Origin of the sequence: Actinomadura violacea, from assembly GCF_017573465.1 — a bacterium.
GTDB classification, from domain to species: Bacteria; Actinomycetota; Actinomycetes; order Streptosporangiales; family Streptosporangiaceae; genus Spirillospora; species Spirillospora violacea.
Map to the genome: position 1 here is coordinate 99788 of NZ_JAGEPF010000009.1, position 25105 is coordinate 124892.

Below are 25105 nucleotides of genomic sequence, written 5' to 3' on the forward strand. Positions count from 1 at the left end.
TGGGCAGGGGCTGGCGTGGGTGAGGCAGACGAGCCGGGCGGACCGTTGCGGGTCGCCCTGCTCTCCTACCGGAGCAAGCCGCACTGCGGCGGCCAGGGGGTCTACCTCCGGCATCTGAGCCGGGAGCTGATCGACCTCGGGCACACGGTGGAGGTGCTGTCCGGCCAGCCGTATCCGGAGCTGGACCGCGACGAGATCGCCCTCACCAAGATCCCGAGCCTGGACCTGTACCGGGACGAGGACCCGTTCCGCACGCCGGCGCGCGAGGAGTTCCGCGACTGGATCGACGTGCTGGAGTTCGCGCACATGAAGACCGGCGGGTTCCCCGAGCCGCTGACCTTCAGCATCCGCGCGCTGCGCGAGCTGAAGCGGCGCCGCCGCGACTTCGACGTCGTGCACGACAACCAGGTCCTCGGCCTCGGCAACCTCGCCATCTCCCGGCTCGGCCTGCCGCTGGTCACCAGCATCCACCACCCGATCAGCGTCGACCGGCGGATCGAGCTGGAGGCCGCGCAGGGCATCAAGCAGAAGCTCGGCAAGCGCCGCTGGTACGGGTTCGTCACCATGCAGTCGCAGGTGTCGCGGCGCATCGGCCCCGTGCTGACGGTGTCGGAGTCGTCCAAGGTCGACATCGTCAAGGACTTCCGCGTCGACCCGCGCGACATCGAGATCCTGCCGCTCGGCGTCGACACCCGCATCTTCCACCCGCGCGGCGAGCGCGTCCCCGGCCGGATCGTCGCGATGGCCAGCGCCGACGCCCCGATCAAGGGCGTCGACGTGCTGCTGCGCGCGGTCGCCAAGGTCGCCACCGAGCGGGACGTGCACGTCATCGTGGTCAGCCGGCCGCAGAAGGACGGCCCGACCGAGAAGCTGGTGAAGGAGCTGGCGCTCGGCGACCGGGTCCGGTTCGTCAGCGGCATCAGCGACGACGAGCTGGGCGACCTGCTGGCCTCCGCCGAGATCGCCGTCGTCCCGTCCCGCTACGAGGGCTTCTCCCTGCCCGCCGTCGAGCACATGGCGTCCGGCACGCCGCTGGTCGCCAGCCGCGCCGGCGCGCTGCCCGAGGTCGTCGGCGACGCGGGCGTCCTGGTGGAGCCCGGCGACGTCGAGGAGCTCGCCGCGACGCTGCGCCTGCTGCACGACTCCCCCGCGGAGCGGGCACGGGTGGGCGCGGCCGGGCTCGCCCGGGTGCAGGAGCGGTTCGCCTGGCCCGCCGTGGCGAAGGCGACCGTCGAGCACTACCGCGCCGCCATCCGCGAGCGGAACTACCTGCGGCTCGCCGCGTCCAAGCGGGCGCGCCGCACCTGAGACGGGCGGCTCCGCCAGGGCCGCGTCCGAACACGGCTGCACCCCGCCGGGGGCAGCACCTGAGCAAGGCCAGTACTGAGAAGTGCTGTGGGAACCCGATCCGGGACTCCCCGTACGGAAGGAGCACGACCCTGCTGACCGTGGATTTCCAGCGGTTCCGCGTCACCCCCGGGGACCGCATCCTCGACATGGGATGCGGGGCCGGACGGCACGCCTTCGAGCTGTACCGCCGGGGTGCGCACGTCGTGGCCTTCGACCTCGACGCGGACGAGCTGGCCGGCGTCGAGACGATGTTCGGCGCCATGCGCCTGGAGGGCGAGGTCCCCGCGGGCGCGACCGCCGAGACCGTGCAGGGTGACGCGCTCGACCTGCCGTTCCCCGACGACCACTTCGACAAGATCATCGCGTCCGAGGTGTTCGAGCACATCCCCGACGACATGCGGGCGATGCGCGAGCTGATGCGGGTGCTCAAGCCGGGCGGGAAGCTCGCCGTGACGGTGCCGAGCTGGCTGCCCGAGCGGGTCTGCTGGGCGCTGTCGGAGGACTACCACACCGCCCCCGGCGGCCACGTGCGGATCTACACGCGCGCGGAGCTGGAGGCGAAGTTCAAGTCGATCGGCTTCAAGGTCGGCGGCCACCACCACGCGCACGGGCTGCACGCCCCGTACTGGTGGATCAAGTGCGCGGTCGGCGTGAACGACGACGGCAACCCGCTCGCCAAGGCCTACCACCAGATCCTGGTCTGGGACATCATGAAGCGGCCGCTCGCGACCCGGCTGGCCGAGCGCGCGCTGAACCCGGTGATCGGCAAGAGCGTCGTCGTGTACTTCGCGAAGCCGTCCGTGCCGAGCACGCCGGCGGCCCCGGCCAAGGAGACGGCGGATGCCGTCTGAGATCATCCCGCCCTCGGTGCCCGGGGTCCTGACGCCGGACGACGTCGTCGCGACCGCCCGCAGCATCGCCCGCCAGCAGGAGGCGTCCGGCGCGATCCCGTGGTTCTCGCCGGTCGGCGGCGTGCCCGGGCACGTCGACGCCTGGAACCATGTCGAGGCGGCGATGGCGCTGACCGTCGCCGGGCTCGGCGACGAGGCGCGCCGCGCCTACGAGTGGCTCGCGGGCGTGCAGCGCCCGGACGGGTCGTGGCCCGCCAAATGGGTGCTCGGCGAGGTCACCGAGCCGGGCGGCGAGTCCAACCACGCCGCCTACGTCGCGGTGGGCGTCTGGCACGAGCTGCTGTGCACCGGCGACGAGCGGTTCGCGCGGCGGATGTGGCCGGTGGTCCGGCGGGCCGTCGACTTCACGCTCGGCCTGCAGACCCGCCGCGGCGAGATCATCTGGATCCGGCACGAGAACGGCGCCGCGTCCGACCACGCGCTGCTGACCGGATGCTCGTCGATCTACCAGTCGCTGCGCTGCGCGGTCGCGCTGGCCGAGCACCTCGGCGAGCCGCAGCCGGACTGGGAGCTCGCCGCCGACCAGCTCGGCCACGTGGTGGCCGCGCACCCGGAGGCGTTCGCCGACAAGAGCCGCTGGTCGATGGACTGGTACTACCCGGTGCTCGGCGGCCCGGTGCGCGGCGAGGCCGCCGCGCGGCGGCTCGCGGACAGCTGGGACGCGTTCGTCGTGCCGGGCCTCGGCTGCCGCTGCGTGTCCGACCAGCCGTGGGTGACGGCGGCGGAGAGCTGCGAGCTGGTGATGGCGCTGGACGCGGCGGGCGACCGGGACCGGGCGCTGGAGCTGTTCACCACCATCCAGCACCTGCGGCACGAGGACGGCTCGTACTGGACGGGCTGGCAGTTCGAGAACGAGCGGCACTTCCCCGGGGACCGTTCCACCTACACGGCGGCGGCGGTGGTCCTGGCGGCGGACGCGCTGGCGGACGCCTCGCCGGGCGCCCGGCTGTTCAAGGAGATCGCGGGGCGGCCGCTCGGGCCGTGCGCCGCGTCCGACCCCCTGGCGTGCGGCTGCGCGCTGGTACCGGTCGCCAACCCGGTCCGGACGCGGCTCTGATGTGTGGGGGGCGACCCCCCACACCCCCCGCTGCGGGGGCGGCCGGCGCCCTCCGCTCCGCTGGCGCTCCGCTCCGGGCTTCGGCCCCCCCGGTGAGGGGCCTGCCCCCACGCCCCCCGGCGGGGGCTCCGCCCCCACACCCCCGGCCCGAGTGCCCGGTGCCGGGCCGTGGCCGTTCTGTGGCTTATGAGGCGACGGGGCGGGGGGCGGCGGCCGGGTCCGTGTCGGAAACGCGTTCTAGGACGCGTAGGGAGCCCTGTACGCGGCGCTCCTCGAACGCGCCGCTCTCCAGGGCCCTCAGGTAGACGTGGTACGGCGGCTGCCCGCCGTCCTTCGGGTCGGGGAACACGTCGTGGATCACCAGCGCGCCGCCGACGGCGACGTGCCGCGCCCAGCCCTCGTAGTCGCCCTGCGCGTGCTCCTCGGCGTGGCCGCCGTCGATGAACAGCAGCGCGAGCGGGGTGCGCCAGAACGCCGAGACCGTCCGGGACTGCCCGACGACGGCGACGACCTGGTCCTCCAGGCCCGCCGCGCCGACCGTCTTGCGGAACGTCGGCAGCGTGTCCATCCGCCCGGTGCTCGGGTCGACCAGGGACGGGTCGTGGTGCTCCCAGCCCGCCTGGTTCTCCTCGGAGCCGTGGTGGTGGTCGACGGTGACGACGACCGTGCCGGCGTGCCGGGCGGCGGCGCCGAGGTAGATCGCCGACTTGCCGCAGTAGCTGCCGACCTCCAGCAGCGGCCCCGTGGCGGCGAGCCGGGCCCCGTACTCCAGGGCCGTCTCGTACAGGACGCGGCCCTCGTCGTCCGGCATGAAGCCCTTCGCGCAGCGGGCGGCGCGCAGCAGGTCCGCCGGCATCGCGGGAGGTCCGTCCGGGCGGTCCGCGGCGGAGGTCGTCCCCGGGACGGTGGGCGCCTCGCGCAAATCAGACGGGGTTCCGTTCATCCGCGCACCTTATCCGACACCGAATGAGACTCGGGTCTCGCCCCGGTGTTGCCGCACCAGACTGGAACGTGTTCTACTTTTGCCGGGCGGGCGGCCGGTGCCAGAACCCGGTTCGGTAGGTTGGGCGCCGGGCACCGGGCGGGCGGAGCCGTGCCGCCGCGCGGACCACCCCCGGACCGCGCCCGCCCATCCGGGAACGCGAACGGAGAAGCCGATGAGAGTACGAGTCGACCCGCTGGTGTGCGAGGCCAACGGCGTCTGCGTCGGGCTCGCCCCCGAGGTCTTCGACCTCAACGACGACGACGAGCTGGAGGTCCTCAAGCCGGACGTGCCGGCCGAGGAGGCCGACCGCGTCCGGCACGCGGTCCGCTCCTGCCCGAAGGCCGCCCTGACCCTCGAGGAGTAGCGGGCCGCCGAGGAGCGGCGGCGCCGCGCCGCGGACGGTTCGTCACCGGTCCCGTTCCCGTGCCATCCTGCTTCCTGCCCTTCGGACGACTAGACGATCGTGGAGTGCGGGTGCGTGGAGTGCGGGTGGCGTACGCGGCCCCGGCGGGCCCTGCCCGGGCGGGCCGGACCCTCGCGTCCGTGCTGGCGGCGGCGCTGGCCGTCCCCCTCGCGGTGCCGGCGGCCGCGCACGCCGCCGCACCGCTCACCGGGAAGCGCATCCACGACGTCCAGGGCGCCGCGCACGTCTCGCCGCTGAGGGGCGCCGCCGTCGCGGGCGTCCCCGGCGTGGTCACCGCCGTCACCGGCAACGGCTTCTGGATGCAGGACCCGCACCCCGACCGGAACGCCGCGACGTCCGAGGGCGTCTTCGTCTTCACCCGCACCCGGCCGTCCGCCGCCACAGCGGACGCGGTCCGGGTGAACGGGAAGGTCAGCGAGTACCGGCAGGGCGGCGCCTCGTCCGCCGGGCTCACCCGCACCGAGATCGACGCGACCGCCGTCGGCGTGACGGGGCACGGCGCGGCGCTGCCCGCCCCCGTCGTGATCGGGCCGGGCGGGCGCCGACCGCCGTCGGCCGTCGTCTCCGCGCGGCGCGGCGACGTCGAGAAGGGCGGCGCGCTCGACCCCAGGCGCAGCGGCCTCGACTTCTACGAGTCACTCGAAGGCATGCGCGTCCGGATCAGCGACGCCATCGCCGTCGGGCCGGCTCGCGACGGCCAGGTGCCGGTGCTGCCCGCGGGCGGCGCGGGCGCCGGCACCCGCACCAAGCGCGGCGGCATCCTGCTGCGCGACGGCGACGCCAACCCCGAGCGGATCATCCTGGACGACGCGCTCGCGCCGCTGCCCTCAATGGACGTCGGCGACCGGCTCCCCGGCGCCGACGACGGCGTCCTCGACTACTCCTACGGCGACTTCACGCTGCTGCTCACCGCCACCCCGCGGCGCGCCGCCGGAGGGCTGCCGCGGGAGGTCGCGTCCGCGCAGCGGCCCGGCGAGCTCGCCGTCGGCACCGCCGGGCTCGCCGGCCTGAACCCCGACAGCCCCCCGCAGCGCTTCCAGGACCTCGCCGGCGACATCGTCCAGGGGCTCGGCTCCCCCGACCTCGTCGCGGTCAGCGGGCTGCAGGACAACAACGGCCCCCGCGACGACGGCACCGTCGTCGCCGACCAGACCGTCGCGCAGCTGATCACCGCGATCAGCGCGGCGGGCGGCCCCGCCTACGACTGGCGCTCGGTGAACCCCCGCGACGGCGCCGACGGCGGCGAGAAGGGCGGCAACAGCCGGATCGGGTTCCTGTTCCGCACCGACCGCGGGCTCGCGTTCGTCGACCGCCCCGCGGCCGCCGACCCCCTCGCCGACGACCCGCCCGCCGCGCGGCCCGACCCGTCCGTCACCTCCGTGCGGGCGGTGCGGCGCGCGGACGGGTCGGCCGGGCTGTCGCTGTCGCCCGGCCGGATCGCGCCCCGCGACACCGCGTGGAGCGGCGCGCGCAAGCCGCTCGCCGGCGAGGTCACCTGGCGGGGCCGCCGCATCATCGTCGTCGCCGACGACTGGTACCCGCGCACCGGCGACGACCAGCCCGTCTTCGGCCGCTTCCAGCCGCCGTCCAGCCCCACCGAGTGGCGCCGCGACGCGCAGGCCCGCGTCGTCGCCGGGTTCGTCAGGTCGGTGCGGGCGACGAGCCGGAAGGCGGACGTGATCGTGACCGGCGGCCTCAACGACCCCGGCACGTCCCTGCCCGTGCAGGCCCTGACGCGGGAGGCCGGGCTCGCCGACCTGCCCGCGAAGCTGCCGGCCGGCGACCGCTACACCGCGGTGACCGGCGGGAACTCCGAGGACCTCGACCACATCCTGCTCAGCCCGTCGCTGGCGCGGCGCAAGCACCGGTTCGACATCGTGCACCGCGCGTCGGAGTTCGCGGCGCGCGCCGGCGACCGCGACCCGGCCGTGGTGCGCATCGACCTGTCCGGGAAGTGAGCGGCCGGCCCGTCCGGGAGGCGGACGGCCGGCGCCGGACGTGACGGCGGTCACCCGATTACGGCGGTACCGAAAAGATCGCCGGTGAACGATCCGGAAACCCGCCGGTGTTTTTCTCCGCGGGGGGCGGGCAGCGATCGATCGTCACAGCCCCTCAAGGAGGAGCCACCCCCCATGGCTTTCCGATATCGGTCGCGCCACATCAGCCTGGTCGGCCTGATCTATCTCATCATCGGCGTGTTCGTCGCCTGGGACCGCGGCTACATCGACGTCCCGCTGCTGCGCCAGGTCGGCAGCGCGCTGCTGGCCATCTTCCTGTGGATCCTCATCCTCCTCGGCGTGGACCTGCACATCCACGCCTGAGGGACCTGGGACCGGCACGGGCCGCTCGCACGTCCCCCCGTCGGCGGGCGGCCCGTGCCCCGGCCCCGGCCCGTGCCCCGGCCGGCGACAGGTCACCGTGCCGCCGGGGTCATAGACCCCATAACGCTCAAAGAGCTACGTTCCGCCCATGACGAAAAAAGACTGCAGTTGCGGACATGGCGGCGGATGCTCGTGCCCGAAGGGCTGCTCCTGCGGCTGCAACGGGTGATCCCCCGCTAGCGCTTCCCCTCCCGCGCGGGCGCCCGCCACAGCAGCGGCGTCTCGGCGCCGCCGCGGACGCCGGTACCGGTGGCCAGCACCGTGCCGCCCGCCGACGTCATCGCGGTGAGCCGCCGGTTCCCGCGGCCGCCGAGCCCCCGCGCGGGCACCCGGTGCCAGCCGTTCCCGTCCGGTGACCCGAACACGGCCGCGCCGCCCGGCGCGGCCGTGGCCGCCACCATGAAACCCTGCGGCGTCGCGGTGGCCGCGGTGATCTGCCGCGCGCCCGGCGGGGTGCGCTGCGTCCACGTCCGCCCGGCGTCCGCCGACACCAGCAGCGCCGGGCCCGTACCCGCCGCGACCAGCGTGTTGCCGCGCGCCGCGACCTGCGTGAGCGGGCCGGCGGCCGGCGGGACCGCGGCCGTGGGCGTCCATTTCGCGCCGTCCGGCGACGTCCAGGCGGCCGGCTTGCCGTCGCGGCCGCCGACCGCGACATAGCCGCTCCCCGCCGCCGCGACGTCCACGAGGTTGCCGGCGACCGGCGCGCGCTTCCACGCCTTGAGGTCGGACGACCGCCACGCGGCGGCGCCGCCGACCGCGACGTAGCCCGCCGGGCCGGACGCGACCGCTGCCAGCGGGCCCGCGGGCACCTGCGCGCGCTGCCAGAGCGCCCCGTCCCGCGACGTCAGCGCGAGCGCGGCCGGGCGCGCGCCCGCCGTGCGGCCGACCGCGAGCCAGCCCTGCCCGCCGAACGCCACGTCCGCCAGCCGCCCTGCGGCGACCGGCACCTGCCCGCGCGTCCAGCCGCGGCCGTCCGGCGAACTCCAGGCCGCCGCGCCGCCGTTCGTGCTGCCGACCGCGACCGCCCGTCCCGGGCCCGCGGCGAGCGACCGGATCGCCAGCTCGACGTGCACCGCGCCCGGCACCGCCGCCAGGTTCACGCCCGACAGGTACGCGTCGCCGCCCTGCCGTCCCGCGACCGTGACCGCGCCGCCCGCCGCGACCGCCAGCCCGCTGCTGCGCACCGGCGCCGCGACCGTGCCGGACGGCTGCCAGGTGCGCCCGTCGGCGCTGCGCAGCACGGTCCGCTGCCCCTGCGCGCCCCTCACCAGGACGCCGAACCCGGCCGCGGAACCGCCGAACCGCTCGACGCCGCCGTACCCGGGCGCCGAGAACCGGCCCGCGGCCTGCCACTTCAGCCCGTCCCGCGAGGTGAACAGCACCCCGAACCGCGTCGTGCGCCGGTGCTTCTTGCGGCCGGTCGTCTGCCGCCCCTCCCGCACCGCCGCGAACCCGCCCGGGCCCGCGACCAGGCCGATCGTCGCGCCCTGCGACCCCTGCGCCTGCGGGACGGCCACCGCCGTCCAGGTCCGGCCGCCGTCCGCGGATCGCCACAGGCCGTCGCCCCGCACCGTCCGCGTGACCTTCTTCTTGCCCTTCTTGCGCGTCACCTGCCGGCTGAACGTCCCGTGCGTCACCAGCACCCCGCCGGACGCGGCGACCCGGTCGAGCCCGGTGATGCCGGCCTGCAGCCCGTCGATGCGCTGCCAGGCCCGCCCGTCGGCGCTGCTCCACACGACGGCGCGGCCGCCCGCGGCGCCCGCCGCGACGTACCCGTGCGCGGTCGCGGCCAGCGCGTTCACCTGGTCGCCCGGCTTGAACGCGGACGTGTCGAGATGCCGCGTCCACGTCCCGCCGCCGTTGCTCAGCCACACCACCGTGCCCGCGGCCGACCGGCCGAGCGCCACCCAGGTGCCGGTGCCGCCCGCGACGAGCCGCGGGCTCTCGCCGGGCGGCGGCTCCGAGCCGTCCGCGCCGTGCACCTTCGCCGTCCGCCACGCGTGCCCGCCGTCCGCGGACGTCAGGAACCGCGCGCGCTCCTGGCCCGGCGTGCCGTCGCCCTCCGTCCCGGCGGCGACGACGGTCCGCCCGGACGCGGCGACCACGGCGAGGTCCTGCGCGAGGCCGTCGGTCGTGGCCGCCGGGTCGGCGGCGAACAGCACGTCTGCCGGGACGGCGGCGGGCGGGCGCGGCTTCTTCGAGCCGCCGCCGTGGTCGAGCGCGAACAGCGCGCCGCCCGCGACGACCACCAGCCCGGCCGCGCCCGCTACGACGACGCGCGTCCGCCGCGGACGCCGGCGCGGCGCGGGCTCTCCGGCCGCTCGCTTCGGCTCGGTGGCGCGCGAAGGGGGCTCGCCGGCGGCATCGGAAGTCTTGTCCGCGCCGGTCTCCGACGGGGCCGACGCCGCCGCGACGACCGGCGCGCCCTTTCTCGCCTTCGCGGCTCCGGCGGGCGGGGCGTCCGCGCGGACGACGTTGCGGCTGCGCGGCGCCTCCGGCTCCGGCCCTGGCTCCGGCTCCGCCTCCGGCTCAGACTCCGGCTCGGCCTCCGGGGCGGCGGCGCGCTCCCGGGGCGGCGCCCCGTGGCCCCAGCCGATGCCGGCGGCGCGCCACGCCTCGTAGGCGCGCTGCCAGGGCGACAGCGCCGCCGGGAGGTCGGCGAGGTCGGCGGCCACGCCGAACGTCAGGCGGCGCCTGACCTCGCGCGAGCCGGCCGTCCGGACGTCGGCAGGGGGCTGCGCACCGGCCGGGGACGGGGCGCCGTCCCGCTCCGGGGTCCTCGCCGTCACACATGCTCCTTCACGGTCCTGGGGGACCACTATCAAACCGCGTCGCACCGGTGCGCGTTCGGGCAACGGCGCGAACGGCGGCCGATCAGGCCGCTGGAGCGTTCTATCACCTCAGGCCGGACGTATCCGATCTTTCGCCTCGATCGCCCCCTTGTAGGCCCATCCCTGGATGTGCACGACCGGCGCGTCGGGGCCCGGGACGCCGTGCAGGTCGGCCGAGACGCCCATCCCGCCCGTCTCCACCCGGACGCCCGGCGGGACGATCACGTCGACGGACGACTTGTAGGCGAGGACGCGGATCGTCGTGACCGGGCCGTCCAGCTCGGCGGCGCGCAGGTCGAGCAGGGAGTGCCCCTTGTAGACGACGGTCGTGTACTTCTCGGGCAGGCGCCAGCGGCCGGTGCGCCGCACGGTGCTCTTGTAGGCCATCTGGAAGCGCCCGGCGGGCCCGTGCCCGCCCGCGGGGACGGCGGCGGGCGCGGCGGCCGGCAGGTCGGAGGCCACCTGGTCGAGGTCGGCCTCGGTGCGGGCGGCCAGGGCGAGGTCGATGCGCTCGTCCAGCTCGGTCTCGGTGAGCCGGCCCTCGGCGTACGCGGTGTGCAGGCGGACGAGGACACGGTCGCGGTCGCCGTCCGAGGCGCGCAGGCCCTTTCGCTGCTCGACGGTCATCTCACATCTCCTTCGCGGCGGTCTGCCCGCAGCCTGGGCCCTCCGGCGGGTGGAGGGTCAAGCCGACTCGCGATGTATCTTAACCCGGTCTCGCTCGTTTTGCGAGAGATTCGCCCGGAACCGACTCGCGATCATGAGGTGCCGGGCTCGGGGGCGTCCGGCCGGTAGATTCGGATCAGCCCGTTGATTGAGGGGGGACGGTCATGGGCGGGACGGCGGGGCGTGCGCACGGCCCGTACACGCTGTACGACCTGGACGCGATGCCCGAGGAGGGCCGGCGCTACGAGCTGGCGGACGGCTGGCTGAACGAGTTGCCGGGCGACCTGTGGCACGACCACGCCGCCGAGACGCTGAAGGCGATCCTGAAGGACGCGGCCCGGCAGGCGGACGCGGACGTGCACGTGGCGGGCGCGCCGCAGGACGTGACCACGCCGGCCGGCGTGCGCAAGCCGGACGTGTTCGCCGTCGCCCGCGACGTGGCGCGCGCCGCGCTGGAGCGGCAGACCCGCACCTACTACGGCCCCGACCTGATGCTGGTCGCCGAGGTCGTGACGCCCCGCACGGTGAACGAGCAGATCGACCGGGTCCGCAAGGTCGAGGAGTACGCGGCGACCGGGATCCCGCACTACTGGATCATCGACCTGGAGCCGCGCCCGTCGATCACGATGCTGGAGCTCGCCGGCGGCCGCTACGAGGTGGCCGGCAAGGCCCGCTCCGGCGAGACGGTGACCCTGGACGCGCCGTTCCCGATCCGCTTCGATCCCGTCCGCCTCTCCGAGATGGACTGAGCGGGCCTCGCCGCTTTCCGGCGCGGTGGCCGCAGGGCAGAGTGGGTGGGTCGTATTACAGAGAGGGAGTAACACCATGCCGGAGCGGATGCGGGCGATCAGGCAGGAAGTGCTGGGCGGGCCCGAGGTGCTGGAGCTGGCCGAGGTCGAGCGGCCGGAGCCGGGGCCCACCGAGGTGCTGGTCCGGGTGCGGGCGGCCGGGGTCAACCCGACGGACTGGAAGCACCGCGCGATGAAGATCTTCCTTCCGGACCCGCCGTTCACGCTGGGCTGGGACGTGTCCGGCGTGGTGGAGAAGACCGGGTTCGGGGTGACGATCCACAAGCCGGGCGACGAGGTGTTCGGCATGCTGCGCTACCCGCACGGCGTGGGCTCGCACGCCGAGTACGTGGTGGCGCCGTCGCGGACGTTCGTCCGCAAGCCGGCCGGCATCGACCACGTGCAGGCGGGCGCGCTGCCGCTGGCCGCGCTGACCGCCTGGCAGGCGCTGGTCGACACGGCGGGCCTCCGGGAGGGGCAGCGAGTGCTCGTCCACGCGGCGGCGGGCGGGGTCGGGCACCTGGCGGTGCAGATCGCCAAGGCGCGGGGCGCGCACGTCCTCGGCACGGCGAGCGGGCCGAAGCAGGGGTTCCTGCGCGAGATCGGCGTGGACGAGCCGATCGACTACCGGAGCGTCGACTTCGCCGAGGCCGCCCGGGACGTGGACGTGGTGCTGGACACGATCGGCGGCGACTACGGGCCGCGCTCGCTGCGCGCGATGCGGCGCGGCGGGACGCTGGTGACCGTCGCGGGCCGCGCGCAGCCGGAGGACATCGCGCGGCAGGCCGCCGAGCACGGCGTCCGCTTCGAGACGCTGCTCGTCGAGCCCGACTTCCACGCCATGTCGCGGATCGCGGAACTGGCGGCGTCCGGGCGGCTGCGCGCCGAGATCGACACGGTGCTGCCGCTGGCGGACGCCGCGAAGGCGCACGAGCGGGGCGAGACGGGGCGGGTCTCCGGCAAGATCGTCCTCACGGTGTGACGCGGGCCGGTCAGCGGCCGAGGCCGCGCAGGTAGGCGGCGCGGTCGAGGGGGTCGTCGCCGGTGCGGGGACGCGCCGGCGGCGCACCGGCGACGAGGCGCTCGCCGGACGGCTCGGACCACCAGGCGCCCTCGCCGCGGGTGAGCGCGGGCAGCGCCGCCTCCGCCTCCCGCGCCCGCCCGGCCGGGATCTCCCCCTTGACCGTCCAGCCGCCGGGGCCCGGCGCGGGCTCGACGGCCGTGGCGCCGAGGGCGCCGAGCGAGGCGAGGACGGGGCTGAGGGCGTCACCGGGCACCTCCGCCTCGAACGCGTGGCACGGCTCGTAGACGCGGGTGCCCGCGCGCGCGAGGGCCGCCATGAGGATCAGCGGGGTGAGGCCGCGGAAGTCGGCGGCGGTGCTGACCGGCCCGCCGAACCCGGACCGGGTCAGCACCACGGCGCAGTCGGTCACCGGCCAGCCGTGCAGGCCCTGCTCCAGGGTGCGGTGGACGGTCTCCTCGATCGCGCGGTCGAACGCGTGCGGCAGCGCGCCCGGCTCGGTCTCGCGGCGGAACGCGTTGCCCGCGCCGTGCGGCGCGGGCTCGACGCGCAGCCCGACGCTCGCCCAGAAGTCGGGGACGCGGCGCCGCCAGTCCATCTCCTCGACGGCCTCGCCGGTGCCGGCCGGGCGCTCGGCGTAGACGGTGCGGCTCTCCTCGAAGACCGCCTCGACGCCGGCCTCGGCGAGCAGCCGCGCCGCGATGACCTCCTTCTGCACCTCCCCGTACAGCAGCACCGACGTGGCGCCGGACGGGGCGGGCCGCGCGCGGATCAGCGGGTCCTCGCCGGCGAGGTCGAGGAGCGCGGCGCGCAGCCGTCCCGCGTCGGCGGGGCGGCGCGCGCGCACGACCGTCTCCAGGGACGGCGGCGGGAACGGCGGGACGTCCCGGACGGGCGGCCCGATCCGGTCGCCGACGCGGACCTCGACGAGTCCGCGGACGGCGGCGATGTTCCCGGCGGTCAGGGGCCCGCCGGGGGCGCCGGCGACGTCCAGCCGGGTGATCCGCCCGCCGCGTCCGCCCGTGAACTCGACGGTCTGGCGGGCGCGCACCTCGCCGGAGAACAGCCGCAGGTGGGCGACGCGTTCGCCGGACGGGGTGCGCTCCACGGCGAACACGGTGCCGCGCGTCTCGCCGTCACCGGGGCCGGCCGGGGGCAGCAGCGTCGCGATGCCGTCGAGCAGGGCGGCGACGCCCTCGCCGGTCACGGCCGAGCCGAAGTACAGCGGCTGGGCGGTCCCCGCGGCGGTCTGCGCGCGCAGCGACGCCCGCAGCGCGTCCGGCGGGGTGGCGCGGCCGTCCAGGTAGTCGGCGAGCACCGCGTCGTCGCCGTCCGCGAGGATCTCCGCGGACGGCGCGCACGGCACGGCCCGCCCGTCCCGCACCCGGTTCAGCGGGACGGGCCGGACACCGGGCCGCCGGCCGAGCGCGGCGAGCACCGCGTCCGGGTCGGCGCCCATGCGGTCGATCTTGTTGACGAAGACGAGCACGGGCAGCCGCAGCGCGTGCAGCGCCCGCAGCAGCACGCGGGTGCGCGCCTGCACGCCTTCGACGGCCGACAGCACCAGCACGGCGCCGTCGAGCACGCCGAGGGCCCGCTCGACCTCGGCGGCGAAGTCGGCGTGGCCGGGAGTGTCGATGAGGTTGACGCGCAGCGCGCCGATCCGGAACGGCGCGACGGCCGACCGGATCGTGATGCCGCGGCCGCGCTCCAGGTCGCCGCGGTCGGTCTGGGTGTCGCCGGCGTCGACGCTGCCGAGCCGCGCGATCGCGCCGGTGTCGAACAGCAGCCGCTCGGTCAGGCTGGTCTTTCCCGCGTCGACGTGCGCGAGCACGCCGAGGTTGAGCGTGGGCATGGGCGGTGGGGTCCTCGAGAGATCTCGTCCGGAATGGGCTGTGAGATTCCGAAGACCTGGCGCATCTCGCCTCCGCCGCTCAGGGATGGGACGCGGCCATCCTGCCAGCGCGCCCGCCGACGCGCGTACCGGTTTTTCCCTAGCCTGGGAGGGTGCTGCTCCTGACGACGCTCGACGGCTGGCGCGCCCAGCCCGGGCCCCGGTTCGTCCTGTCCGACGCGGGCGCCGTGTGGGCGCCCGACTCCGAGCCCGACCTGCTCGCCATCGCCGACGACGTCTACGGCGACGGCGCCGCGGGCCAGCTCGTCGCGGTCGCGCTGGACCCGGAGCCGGGGCTGAGGCCGCCGCGCGGGGTGATCGACAAGACGGCCGCGGCGAACGTCCGGTACGTGCGGCGCGGGCCGGACGGGCGGCACGTCGCGCTGCTGGACCGTCCCGCCACCGCCGCGGCGCTCGACCTGCTCCCGCATCCCGAGGGCGGCTGGTTCCGGGAGACGTGGCGGTCGGACGTGCGGGTCGCGCCGGACGGCTACCCGGGCGAGCGGGCGACCGCCACCGGCATCTACTTCCTGCTGCCGCCCGGCGAGGAGTCGATGTGGCACGCGGTGCGCTCGGCCGAGATGTGGCTGTGGCACCGCGGCGGGCCGCTGTCCCTCCTCCTCGCCGGGGACGGCGACGAGCCCGGCCCCGCCCCCGAGACGATCACGCTCGGCGCCGATGTGGAGGCCGGCGAGGTGCCGCAGGCCGTCGTCCCGCCGGGCGTCTGGCAGGCCGCGCGCCCCGCCGGGCCGGAGGAGGTCCTGGTCAGCTGCGTCGTCTCCCCCGGCTTCGACTTCGCCGACTTCCGCGCCCGCCCCTGACGAGCCCCTAGCGGGCCGTCCTGCGGCGCGGCCGGACGGCCTGCTCGGTCCAGAACGGCTCCATCACCCGCTCGATCGCGCCGGCGACGGTGCGCAGCTCGTCCCGGGTCAGCGGCCCGAACACCTCGGCGCCCACCTCATCGGCCAGCGCACGCGCGCGGGCGTGCACGTCCCGCCCCGCGTCGGTGATGCGGACGGAGTGGCGGCGCCGGTCCTTCGGGTCGCGGGTGCGCTCGCAGAGCCCCCGCTCCTCCAGGTCGTCGACGAGACCGACCATCAGCGTGGGGTCGAGCAGCAGGTGGCCGGCCATCTCCTGCTGCGACAGGGTGCCGGACGTGCTGAGCATCGCCAGCACGAGGAAGTGCCGGACGCGGACGCCGAGCGGTTCGAGGGCCTCCTCCAGCCGCTGCTCCATCCACCAGCCGCACTTGGACAGCTGGAAGCCGGTCACGGACGCGAGCCCGGCCGGCAGCCCGCCGCGCATGGGCGTGTCCTCCGCCATCCCGCCAGGCTATATCAGTTCGAGAATCCAGCTCATCGGTCATCGCTTGACTGGATAATCGAAAAGTTCAACTATTGAGCCATGGCACTGACTCTCGGGCTCTACGGGCTCAACCTGCACGCCTGCGCCGACCCGCGCGGCTCCTCCCGGATCGCCGCGCTGGCCGAGGAGCTCGGCTACGACTCGCTGTGGGCCGGCGACCACGTCGTCCTGCCGAGCCCCCGCACCGGCGCCTCGCCGCTCGACCCGCGGGCGCCCTTCCTGGACGCGGTCGTCTCCCTCGCCCACCTCGCCGCGGCCACGCAACGGATCGCGCTCGGCACGGGCGTCATCGTCCTGCCGCAGCGCAACCCGCTGATCCTGGCCAAGCAGCTGGCGAGCGTGGACGTACTGAGCGGCGGGCGGCTGATCTTCGGCCTGGCGGCCGGCTACCTGGAGCCCGAACTGCGGGCCCTGGGCGTCCCGCCCGGCGAGCGCGGAAGCCGCACGGACGAGCACCTCGCCGCCATGCGGTCGCTCTGGTACGACGACGCGCCCGCCTTCCACGGCAGGCACGCCGACTTCACCGGCGTGGACGCGCACCCGCGCCCCGTGCAGCGCCCCGTGCCGGTGGTCGTGGGCGGGCACGGGCCGGCGGCGCTGCGCCGCGCCGCCCGAGAGGCCGACGGGTGGTACGGCTGGATGCTCGGCCGCCGCGCCGCCGCCGAGACGATCGCGCGGCTGAGGGCGGCCGAGCGGGAGGCGGGCCGCGATCGGCCCCTGCATGTGTCGGTCTCGCCGCCGCGCCCGCCGGACGCCGCGTCCGTCCAGGACTACGCGGAGACGGGCGTCGACCGGCTGATCGTCGTCCCGCCGATGGGCGTCCCGCTCGACGACCTCGAACGGTTCGTCCGGGCCCACGCGCCCGCCGAGGTCGGCGCCGTACCGGCCAGGTGAAAAGAGCGCGGCGCGCCGCGCCCCTGCGTGGCCTCAGGGGGCGGCGCGCCGCGAGCCGGGGTCAGTCCGAGGAGAAGGCGGCGTCGAACGCGGCGGACGGCGGCTCCATCGCGTTCAGCGCGCGGACGAACTCCAGCGCCTCGGGGGCGCCCTGGAGGCGGTCCATGCCGGCGTCCTCCCACTCGATCGAGACCGGGCCGTCGTAGCCGATCGCGTTGAGGGCGCGGAACACGTCCTCCCAGGGAACGTCGCCGCGGCCTGTGGAGATGAAGTCCCAGCCACGCCGCAGGTCCGCCCACGGCAGGTGCGACGAGAGCCGGCCGCGCCGCCCGTCGCCGGTGCGGACCTTGGTGTCCTTGCAGTCGACGTGGTAGATCCGGTCGCGGAAGTCGAACAGGAACCCGACCGGGTCGAGCTCCTGCCAGACGAAGTGCGACGGGTCGAAGTTCAGCCCGAACGCGGGCCGGTGCCCGATCGCCTCCAGCGTCCGGACGGTCGTCCAGTAGTCGTAGGCGATCTCGCTCGGGTGGACCTCGTGCGCGAACCGGACGCCGGCCTCGTCGAACACGTCGAGGATCGGGTTCCAGCGGTCGGCGAAGTCGGCGTAGCCGCGCTCGACCATCGCGTCGGGGGTGGGCGGGAACATCGCGACGGTGTGCCAGATCGACGACCCGGTGAACCCCACGACCGTGTCGACGCCGAGGCGGGCGGCGGCGCGGGCGGTGTCCTTGATCTCCTCGGCGGCGCGGCGGCGGACGCCCTCCGCCTCGCCGTCGCCCCAGATCCGCTCCGGCAGGATCGCCTGGTGGCGCTCGTCCGGGATGTCGCAGACGGCCTGCCCGACCAGGTGGTTGGAGATCGCGAACACCTTCAGGTCGTGCTTGGCGAGCGTCTCCAGCTTGCGCGGGACGTAGCCGTCGTCGGCCAGGGCCTTGTCGACCTCGAAGTGGTCGCCCCAGCAGGCGATCTCCAGGCCCTCGTAGCCCCAGCCGGACGCCAGCCGGCAGACCTCCTCGAACGGCAGGTCGGCCCACTGGCCGGTGAACAGGGTGATCGGTCGCGCCATGTCAGCTCCCCTCGACGTCGGCCCAGCCGCCGGACGCGGCGCTCGCCGCGACCGCGTCCAGCACCCGCTGCACCCGCAGCCCGTCGGCGAACGACGGGCTCGGGTCGGTGCCGTCCGCGATCGCGGTGAGGAAGTCGGCCATCTGGTGGGTGAAGGTGTGCTCGTAGCCGAGCATGTGACCGGGCGGCCACCACCGCCCGGCGTAGGTGTGGACGGGCTCGGTGACGACGATCCGCCGGAAGCCCGCCGTCTCCGGGTCCTCGGTCCCGTCGTAGAACGACAGCTCGTTCATCGACTCCAGGTCGAACGACAGCGCGCCCGACGAGCCGCTGACCTCGATCCGCAGCGCGTTCTTGCGCCCGGTCGCCATCCGGGTCGCCTCGAACGAGGCGAGCGCGCCGCCGTCCGTGCGGCCGACGAACAGCGCCGCGTCGTCCACCGTGACCGCCGCCGTGCCGCCGCCCGGCACCGGGCGCTCCCGGACGAAGGTGTCCAGCACCGCCGACACCCCGGTGAGCGCGTGCCCGGTGATGAACTGCGCGGTGTCGATGATGTGCGCGCCGATGTCGCCGAGCGCGCCCGACCCGGCCCGGTCGCGGTCCAGCCGCCAGGTGAACGGCGCCTCCGGGTCCGTCAGCCAGTCCTGCAGGTACTGCGCGCGGACGTGCCGGACCGTCCCGATGCGCCCGTCCGCCACGAGCTTGCGGGCCAGCGTCACCGCCGGGACGCGCCGGTAGTTGAACCCGACCATCGACCGGACGCCGTTCGCCCGCGCCCGCTCCGCCGCCGCCACCATCGCCTCCGCCTCGGCGGAGGAGTTCGCGAGCGGCTTCTCGCACAGCACGTGCTTGCCGGCGTCCAGCGCCGCGACGGCGATCTCGGCGTGCGCGTCGCCCGGCGTGCAGATGTCCACGATCTGCACGTCGTCGCGGCGCAGCAGCTGCTTCCAGTCGCCCTCCGACGACGCCCACCCGAGCGTGCCGGCGGCCGCGGCGGCGCGCCCGGCGTCGCGTCCGGCGAGAGCGGCCATCACCGGGGTCAGCGGCGGGCCGAAGAACGGCCCCACGGTGCGCCATGCCTGGGAATGGGCGCGCCCCATGAACGCGTGCCCGACCATCCCGACTCCGACGGTGGTCAATGTGCTCACCTCTCTGTGGTGCGGTCGCCCGGCGGCGCCGCGGCGCCGCGCGGGCTCAGGACTCGAAGCCGAGCGGCAGGTAGCGGTCCACGTTGTCCCGGGTGACGGTCTCGGACGCCAGCGTGAGCGACTGCGGCGGCTCCAGCTCCACCAGGTCCGCCATGCCCTTGCCCTGCGCCAGCAACCGGCCCAGCCGCACCGCGGACGCCGCCATCGTCGGCGGGTAGGTGACGGTCGCCTCCAGCACCCCGCCGCCCGACTTGATCTCCCGCATCGCGTTCGCCGACCCGGCGCCGCCGACCATGAAGAACTCCTTGCGGCCGGACTGCTTGATCGCGGCGAGCACGCCGATGCCCTGGTCGTCGTCGTGGTTCCACAGCGCGTCGATCTTCTTGTGCGCCTGCAGCAGGTTCGAGGCGACCTGGTTGCCGGTCTCCACGGTGAACTTCGCGTCCTGCTTGGCGGTGACGGAGTACCCGTAGGACTTCAGCGCGTCCGCGAACCCCTTGCTGCGGTCCTGCGTCAGCGGCAGCGTCGCGATCCCCTGGATCTCCACGATCACCGGGTTCGACACGCCCTTCGCCTTCAGCTTCTTGCCGATGTAGTGGCCGGCGGACACGCCCATGCCGTAGTTGTCGCCGCCGATCCACGTCCGGTACGACAGCTTGTCCGGGAACACCCGGTCCAGGTTGATCACCGGGATGCCGGCGTCCATCGCCTTGCGCGCGACCTGGTTCAGCTGCTCGCCGTCGTTCGGCAGCATCACCAGCACGTTCACCTTCTCCGAGATCAGCGACTCGACCGCGGAGATCTGCTGGTTGATGTCGTTGGTCGGCTGGACGGGCTTGAACGTCACGTCCTTGTACTTCTTCGCCTGCGCCTCGGCGTTCTTGGCGATCGCCGCCGTCCAGCCGTGGTCGGCGGCGGGCGCGGAGAACCCGATCGTGACCTGCTTGCCGGGCTTGTCGTTGTCGCCGCCGAGCGCGCCGGTCTGCGCGGCCGGGGCCGGGTCGTCCTTCTCCTTGTTGCTGGTGCAGGCGGTCGCGAGGGCGCCGGCCGCGACGGCGGCGCCGCCGAACAGGACGCCTCTGCGGGTGGGGCGGGTGCTCTGGTCGCGCATGACGTGCTCCTGGATCTCCGGGGGTGGGGGCGGGGGGCGCGCGGCGGGACGGGGCCGATCGGCTCGAGGGGGGACGACCCCCCGGCCCGACTCCGTCGGGATCAGGTGGGCGAGCGCAGGCCGCGGCGCTGCAGCAGCACCGCGATCCCGATGATCACGCCCTTGGCGATGAGCTGGTCGCTGGTCTGCAGGCCGTTCAGGATGAACAGGTTCGTGATGACGGTGAACACCAGCACGCCGAGGATCGACCCGGCGACGGTGCCGCGCCCGCCGGTCAGCAGCGTCCCGCCGATGATCACGGCAGCGATCGCGTCCAGCTCGTACAGGTCGCCGTGGGTGCTGGACCCGGTGGTGGTGCGGGCCATGATGATGATCGCGGCGACGCCGCAGCAGAACCCCGACAGCGCGTACAGCAGCAGGGTGTGCCGCCGGACGTCGATGCCGGCGAGCCGCGCCGCCTCAGGGTTGCCGCCGACCGCGAACGTGCGGCGGCCGAACGTGGTGCGGTTCAGCAGCACCCAGCCGGCGACGGCGACGGCCGCGAAGATGTAGACGACCAAGGGCAGCCCGAGCACCTTCGTGGTGGACAGCGACTCGATCGCGTCGTTCTCCGGCCTGATCAGCTGCGTCTTGCGGTCCGACATCCGCTGCGCCAGCCCCCGCGCCGACACCAGCATCGCCAGCGTCGCGATGAACGGGACCATCCGGCCGTAGGAGATCAGCAGGCCGCTGACGACGCCCGCGCCCGTCCCGACGAGGACCGCGCACAGCGCCATCACCGCAGGGCCGTACGACTGCGTCGCGACGGTCGTCGCCCACACCGACGCCAGCGCCATCACCGACCCGACCGACAGGTCGATCCCGCCGCCGATGATCACGAACGTCTGGCCGACGGTGATCACCCCGATGGTGGCGGCCAGCGCCAGGATGCCGACGAGGTTGCCGGAGGTCAGGAAGTTGTCCGGCTCGGTGACGACGCCGACCACCGCCAGCAGCGCCAGCGCGGCGACCAGCCCGAGATGCCGGAACTCCCCGCCCCCGCGCCCCGCCCCGTCCCGCGCGAACGGCCGGAACGGTCTCCTGTCCCGCTTCGCCGGGGCGCCCCGCACCCCCGCCTCCGTCTCGGTCACAGCGCGCTCCCTTCCATGATCATGTTGAGTACGGCGGCCTCGTCGAGGGCGGCGGCGTCGCCGCTGTGCACCACCCGGCCCTCGCGGACGACCAGCACCCGGTCGGCGAGGCCGAGCACCTCGGGCACCTCGCTGGACACCAGCAGCACCCCGATCCCGCGCGCCGCCAGGCCGCGGATCACCGCGTACAGCTCGGCGCGGGCGCCGACGTCCACGCCGCGGGTCGGCTCGTCCAGGATCAGCAGCCGCAGGTTCCGCGCGCCCGCCAGCCAGCGGGCCAGCACGACCTTCTGCTGGTTGCCGCCCGACAGCGTCACCACCGGGCGGCGCGGATCGGGCGGCCGGATGTCGAGCGCCTCGATCTGCTCGCGGACGTCCGCGAGCTCGCGGCGCCGGTTCAGCCAGCCGAGCCGCGCGTACCGGCGCAGGCCCGCGACCGTCACGTTCCCGGCGACGGAGTCGTTCAGCAGCAGCGCCTGGCTCTTGCGCTCCTCCGGCGCCATGCCCATCCCGCGCCGCACCGCCGCGCCCGTGTCGCCCGGACGCACCGGCCGGCCGTCCACGAGCACCCGCCCGCGCGCCGGGCGCCGCGCCCCGTAGACCGCCTCGAGGATCTCCGAGCGGCCCGACCCGACGAGCCCGGCCAGCCCGACGATCTCGCCGCCGCGGACGGAGAACGACACGTCCTCGAACGCGCCGGGCAGCGCGAGCCCCTCGACCCGCAGCACCTCGGCCGGGTCGCCGTCCGGCGCGGGCCGGTCGGGGAAGACGTACTCGATGTCGCGGCCGGTCATCAGCGACACGATGTGGTCGGTCTTCGTGGTCTTGGCGGGCAGCCCGTTCGCGACGGACCGGCCGTCCTTGAGCACGGTCACCCGGTCGCCGATCTCGCGGATCTCCTCCAGCCGGTGCGAGATGTAGACGACCGCGACGCCGGACGCGGTCAGCTCCCGGATGATGCGGAACAGGTTCGCGACCTCGTCGTGCGCGAGCGCGGCGGACGGCTCGTCCATCACGATGAGCCGCGCGTCGTGCGACAGCGCGCGGGCCATGCTGACGACCTGCTTGCCCGCCGCGGGCAGCCGGCCCGCCTCGCGGCGCGGCGGGATCTCGCCGTGCCCGAGCCGGCCGAGCAGCTCCCGCGCGGCCCGCTCGGCGTCGCCGCGCCGGGTGAACCCGAGCGTCGCGCGCTCGTGGCCGAGGAAGACGTTGTCGGCGACCGACAGCCCGTCCACCAGGTCGAGCTCCTGGTAGATGGTCGCGATGCCGGCCCGCATCGCGGCGGTCGGCCCGGCGAGGCGCACCGCCCGGCCGGCGAAGGCGATCTCGCCCTCGTCCGGCTGGTGCGCGCCGGCGAGCACCTTGATCAGCGTCGACTTGCCGGCGCCGTTCTGGCCGAGCAGGCAGTGCACCTCGCCGGCCCGGACGTCGAGGTCGACGCCGTCCAGCGCGCGGACGCCGGGGAACTGCTTGACGATGCCGCGCATGCGCAGCAGCGGTTCGGGTTCGGACGGGCCCATCGGGCCTCCTCGGGGGTCAGGAGGGACGCGGGTAGGGCGGGGACGGGGGTGGAGCGCGGGTCAGGCGGGGCGCGGGTCGGGCGGCGGCGAGAAGACGTGGTCGCTGATCAGCCGGGCGCCGCCCACCACGCCGGCGGCGCCGGCCAGCTCGGACAGCACGATCGGCAGGTTGCCGGTCGCGAGCGGCGCCGACCGGCGGTAGACGACGCTGCGGATCTCGGCGAGCAGGGTGTGGCCGAGCCCGGCGACGCCGCCGGCGATGATCACCAGGCCCGGGTTGAAGAAGCTGACCAGCCCGGCGAGGACCTGCCCGACGTGCCGGCCGCCCTCCCGGATGATCCGCACCGACGCCGGGTCGCCGCCCGCCGCGGCCTGCGCGACGTGCTCGCCCGACAGCGACCCGTGCGCCTCCAGCAGGGCGGCGAGCTGCGGCGACTCCCCCGAGCGCGCCGCCGCCTCCGCGTCCCGCGCGAGCGCCGCGCCGCCGAAGTAGGCCTCCAGGCAGCCGGCGTTGCCGCACGCGCACATGGGCCCGTCGTCGTCGATCCGGATGTGCCCGATGTCGCCCGCGCTGCCGGACACGCCGCGGTAGATCGCGCTGTCCACGACGATGCCGCAGCCGATGCCGGTGCCGATCTTCACGAGCAGGAAGTCGTCCACCGAGCGGGCGAGGCCGGCGTGCAGCTCGCCGAGCGCCATCAGGTTCACGTCGTTGTCCACCAGGACGGGGCAGCCCAGCTCGGCGCCGATCGCGTCGCGCACCGGGAACCGGTCCCAGCCCGGCATGATCGGCGGGACGACCGGCATCCCGTCCCGGAAGCTCACCGGGCCGGGGACGCCGATGCCCGCGCCGTGCACCCGGGTGATCAGGCCCTCGTCGCGCAGCTTGCCGAGCAGGTCCAGTGCCCGGTCGAGCACCGCGGTGGCGCCCTGCCGGACGTCGCACGCCTCGCTGACGTGGCCGAGCACCTCCAGCGTCCCGTCGGTCACCGCGACGTCGACGGAGGTCGCGCCGATGTCGAACGCGACGAACCGCAGGCTCGGCGACAGCCGGACGATCCCGGACCGCCGCCCGCCGCGCGACGCGGCGAGCCCGGCGCCCTCGACCAGCCCGAGCTCGACCAGCCGGTCCAGCTCGACGGCCAGCTTCGAGCGCGAGAGCCGGACGACGTCGCCCAGCTCGGCGCGCGAGCGCGGGCCCTCGTCGCGCAGCAGCCGCAGCAGGCGTGCCTGATGCACGTTCTGCGGACGAGCCGGCATGCGCATCACGCCGTCCTCTCGGGTTCCGTTCGGCGGCCGGGGGCGGTGTGGCCCCGGTCTCATGCGGAGACCGTAACCGGCTTTCGCCGCGTTGAGAAGATCTTTCCCCTAACTCTTTCGAACTTTCTCCACTCGCAGGACAAAGTCGCGGACGCGAAAAAGCCCCGGACCGGAACGAGACCGGGTCCGGGGCTCTCCCGCTCGATCAGTACGTGACGGCCTGCCGGGAACCGCTCATCGTCCGCATGATGTGCTCGACGAGCGTGATCAGCACCCGCTTGGCGTCCTCGCGGTCGCGCACGTCGCAGTCGATCACCGGGATCTCCGGCGACAGGTCGAGCGCGTCGCGCACCTGGTCGTGGGTGTGCCGCCCGGCCCCGTCGAACCGGTTGACGCCGATGATGAACGGCACGCCGCGCCGCTCGAAGTAGTCCACCGACGCGAAGCAGTCGGCCAGCCGCCGGGTGTCGACCAGCACCACCGCGCCGAGCGCGCCCTTGGCCAGCTCGTCCCACATGAACCAGAACCGGTCCTGGCCCGGGGTGCCGAACACGAACAGCACCAGGCCGTTCGGCAGCGTGATCCGCCCGAAGTCCATCGCCACGGTCGTCGTCGTCTTGGACGCGACGGCCGTGGTGTCATCGATGCCGATGCTCTTCTCGGTCAGCGCCTCCTCGGTGCGCAGCGGTCGGATCTCGCTGACCGCGCTCACCAGGGTGGTCTTGCCGACGCCGAAGCCGCCGGCCACGAGGATCTTGACGGTCAGCGCGGAATCGCCCGCCTGGGCGGCCGCGTCAGAGCGCACGGATTCCATCGATCACTTCCTTGAGTACGCGCTCGCTCGGGAACTGCGCCACCGGCGCGGGGCGCCGGACCTGAATCAGCGAACGGTCGAGCAGGTCGCCGAGCAGGACGCGGACGACCCCGAGGGGAAGTTCCAGATCCGACGCTATCTCGACAACCGACAACGGGGTGCGGCAAAGCTCCAGGATCATGTCATGTTCCGGCTCCGGCGACCACGGAGACGCCGGAATCGCCGGAGATGCGGCGGTCTCGTCCGGTGCGTCGAGGGCCTCGATCAGCGCGACGAGGTCGAACTCGACGCCCTCGTAGTGGGTGCGGCCGCCGGTGAGCGCGTAAGGGCGCACGACGGGCCCGGCGGCGTCGTCGAACCACGCCGTGCCGCCCGTCCCGCCCGCCGTACCGCCGCCCGCCGTACCGCCGCCCGCCGTACCGCCGCCCGTCGCGCCGACGGCCGGGTGCCGGTGCGGCCACTCGGGCTCGGAACCCTCGGTGCCGTCCAC

23 protein-coding genes are annotated in these 25105 nt (G+C 74.9%); 10 read left to right on the forward strand and 13 right to left on the reverse strand.

The features are described 5' to 3' along the window. The first annotated feature begins 15 nt into the window (after window positions 1-15). The 3 genes from J4709_RS15355 to J4709_RS15365 all read left to right on the forward strand — a co-directional run bounded on the left by J4709_RS15355 (window position 16) and on the right by J4709_RS15365 (window position 3318). The gene (locus J4709_RS15355) at window positions 16-1308 is read left to right on the forward strand and encodes a glycosyltransferase family 4 protein (protein ID WP_307801263.1); all 1293 of its coding nucleotides are present in this window, start codon (window positions 16-18) and stop codon (window positions 1306-1308) included. A gap of 131 nt (window positions 1309-1439) precedes the next feature. Beyond that, complete coding sequence (locus tag J4709_RS15360; RefSeq protein ID WP_208241562.1) at window positions 1440-2201, forward strand: class I SAM-dependent methyltransferase; 762 nt, start codon at window positions 1440-1442, stop codon at window positions 2199-2201. Next, window positions 2191-3318, forward strand: coding sequence for a glycoside hydrolase family 15 protein (locus J4709_RS15365; protein ID WP_208241210.1), 1128 nt, complete (start codon window positions 2191-2193; stop codon window positions 3316-3318). The genes J4709_RS15360 and J4709_RS15365 overlap by 11 nt, the downstream gene beginning before the upstream one ends. A gap of 184 nt (window positions 3319-3502) precedes the next feature. Here the strand turns inward: J4709_RS15365 and J4709_RS15370 are convergent, their stop codons facing one another. Next, window positions 3503-4174 carry a class I SAM-dependent methyltransferase gene (locus J4709_RS15370; protein ID WP_208241564.1) on the reverse strand — a complete coding sequence of 224 codons (672 nt, stop codon included), beginning with the start codon at window positions 4172-4174 and terminating at the stop codon, window positions 3503-3505. Between the two features lie 301 nt (window positions 4175-4475). Between J4709_RS15370 and J4709_RS15375 the strand changes: the two genes are divergently transcribed. The 3 genes from J4709_RS15375 (at window position 4476) to J4709_RS15385 (ending at window position 7048) form a co-directional block, all read left to right on the forward strand. After that, window positions 4476-4667 carry a ferredoxin gene (locus J4709_RS15375; protein WP_208241212.1) on the forward strand — a complete coding sequence of 64 codons (192 nt, stop codon included), beginning with the start codon at window positions 4476-4478 and terminating at the stop codon, window positions 4665-4667. A gap of 104 nt (window positions 4668-4771) precedes the next feature. Beyond that, the gene (locus tag J4709_RS15380; RefSeq protein ID WP_307801264.1) at window positions 4772-6685 is read left to right on the forward strand and encodes a DUF8508 domain-containing protein; all 1914 of its coding nucleotides are present in this window, start codon (window positions 4772-4774) and stop codon (window positions 6683-6685) included. Between the two features lie 174 nt (window positions 6686-6859). Beyond that, entirely contained in the window at window positions 6860-7048 is a 189-nt protein-coding gene (locus J4709_RS15385) for a hypothetical protein (RefSeq protein ID WP_208241214.1), read from the forward strand. 236 nt (window positions 7049-7284) lie between these two features. Here the strand turns inward: J4709_RS15385 and J4709_RS15390 are convergent, their stop codons facing one another. Both J4709_RS15390 and J4709_RS15395 read right to left on the reverse strand, forming a co-directional pair. Continuing rightward, window positions 7285-9897, reverse strand: a complete 2613-nt coding sequence (locus J4709_RS15390; protein ID WP_208241217.1) for a hypothetical protein — start codon at window positions 9895-9897, stop codon at window positions 7285-7287. Between the two features lie 111 nt (window positions 9898-10008). Beyond that, window positions 10009-10566, reverse strand: a complete 558-nt coding sequence (locus J4709_RS15395) for a DUF1707 SHOCT-like domain-containing protein (RefSeq protein WP_208241219.1) — start codon at window positions 10564-10566, stop codon at window positions 10009-10011. A gap of 203 nt (window positions 10567-10769) precedes the next feature. Here J4709_RS15395 and J4709_RS15400 point away from each other — a divergent pair, with 203 nt between their 5' ends. Both J4709_RS15400 and J4709_RS15405 read left to right on the forward strand, forming a co-directional pair. After that, window positions 10770-11354: a Uma2 family endonuclease gene (locus J4709_RS15400; protein WP_208241220.1), complete on the forward strand. Its 585-nt coding sequence runs from the start codon at window positions 10770-10772 to the stop codon at window positions 11352-11354. A 76-nt stretch (window positions 11355-11430) separates the two neighbouring features. Further along, entirely contained in the window at window positions 11431-12375 is a 945-nt protein-coding gene (locus J4709_RS15405) for an NADP-dependent oxidoreductase (protein ID WP_232383527.1), read from the forward strand. A 10-nt stretch (window positions 12376-12385) separates the two neighbouring features. Here J4709_RS15405 and J4709_RS15410 read toward each other — a convergent pair whose 3' ends face one another. Beyond that, a complete protein-coding gene (locus J4709_RS15410) occupies window positions 12386-14269 on the reverse strand; it encodes an elongation factor G (protein WP_208241221.1) in 1884 nt (627 codons plus the stop codon). Window positions 14270-14421: 152 nt separating this feature from the next. On the opposite strand from J4709_RS15410, the gene J4709_RS15415 reads away from it, so the two are divergent. Further along, entirely contained in the window at window positions 14422-15129 is a 708-nt protein-coding gene (locus tag J4709_RS15415) for a cupin domain-containing protein (RefSeq protein WP_307801265.1), read from the forward strand. Window positions 15130-15136: 7 nt separating this feature from the next. On the opposite strand, the gene J4709_RS15420 is transcribed toward J4709_RS15415, so the two are convergent. Beyond that, window positions 15137-15631: a MarR family winged helix-turn-helix transcriptional regulator gene (locus J4709_RS15420; protein ID WP_208241222.1), complete on the reverse strand. Its 495-nt coding sequence runs from the start codon at window positions 15629-15631 to the stop codon at window positions 15137-15139. Window positions 15632-15712: 81 nt separating this feature from the next. Between J4709_RS15420 and J4709_RS15425 the strand changes: the two genes are divergently transcribed. Further along, complete coding sequence (locus J4709_RS15425) at window positions 15713-16567, forward strand: TIGR03619 family F420-dependent LLM class oxidoreductase (RefSeq protein WP_208241223.1); 855 nt, start codon at window positions 15713-15715, stop codon at window positions 16565-16567. 61 nt (window positions 16568-16628) lie between these two features. Here J4709_RS15425 and J4709_RS15430 read toward each other — a convergent pair whose 3' ends face one another. From J4709_RS15430 to J4709_RS15465, 8 genes are all read right to left on the reverse strand, one after another. Then, window positions 16629-17633: a sugar phosphate isomerase/epimerase family protein gene (locus tag J4709_RS15430; RefSeq protein ID WP_208241224.1), complete on the reverse strand. Its 1005-nt coding sequence runs from the start codon at window positions 17631-17633 to the stop codon at window positions 16629-16631. 1 nt (window position 17634) lies between these two features. Continuing rightward, entirely contained in the window at window positions 17635-18780 is a 1146-nt protein-coding gene (locus J4709_RS15435) for a Gfo/Idh/MocA family protein (RefSeq protein ID WP_307801266.1), read from the reverse strand. A 46-nt stretch (window positions 18781-18826) separates the two neighbouring features. After that, a complete protein-coding gene (locus J4709_RS15440; RefSeq protein ID WP_208241225.1) occupies window positions 18827-19891 on the reverse strand; it encodes an ABC transporter substrate-binding protein in 1065 nt (354 codons plus the stop codon). A 101-nt stretch (window positions 19892-19992) separates the two neighbouring features. Then, a complete protein-coding gene (locus J4709_RS15445) occupies window positions 19993-21021 on the reverse strand; it encodes an ABC transporter permease (RefSeq protein WP_208241226.1) in 1029 nt (342 codons plus the stop codon). Further along, on the reverse strand, window positions 21018-22541 hold the full coding sequence (locus J4709_RS15450) for a sugar ABC transporter ATP-binding protein (RefSeq protein WP_208241227.1): 1524 nt from the start codon (window positions 22539-22541) through the stop codon (window positions 21018-21020). Before J4709_RS15450 ends, J4709_RS15445 begins: the two co-directional genes overlap by 4 nt. A 60-nt stretch (window positions 22542-22601) precedes the next feature. Next, a complete protein-coding gene (locus J4709_RS15455) occupies window positions 22602-23807 on the reverse strand; it encodes an ROK family transcriptional regulator (RefSeq protein ID WP_208241228.1) in 1206 nt (401 codons plus the stop codon). Between the two features lie 199 nt (window positions 23808-24006). Next, complete coding sequence (locus J4709_RS15460; protein ID WP_208241229.1) at window positions 24007-24615, reverse strand: GTP-binding protein; 609 nt, start codon at window positions 24613-24615, stop codon at window positions 24007-24009. Continuing rightward, window positions 24596-25105: a DUF742 domain-containing protein gene (locus J4709_RS15465; RefSeq protein WP_208241231.1), complete on the reverse strand. Its 510-nt coding sequence runs from the start codon at window positions 25103-25105 to the stop codon at window positions 24596-24598. Before J4709_RS15465 ends, J4709_RS15460 begins: the two co-directional genes overlap by 20 nt.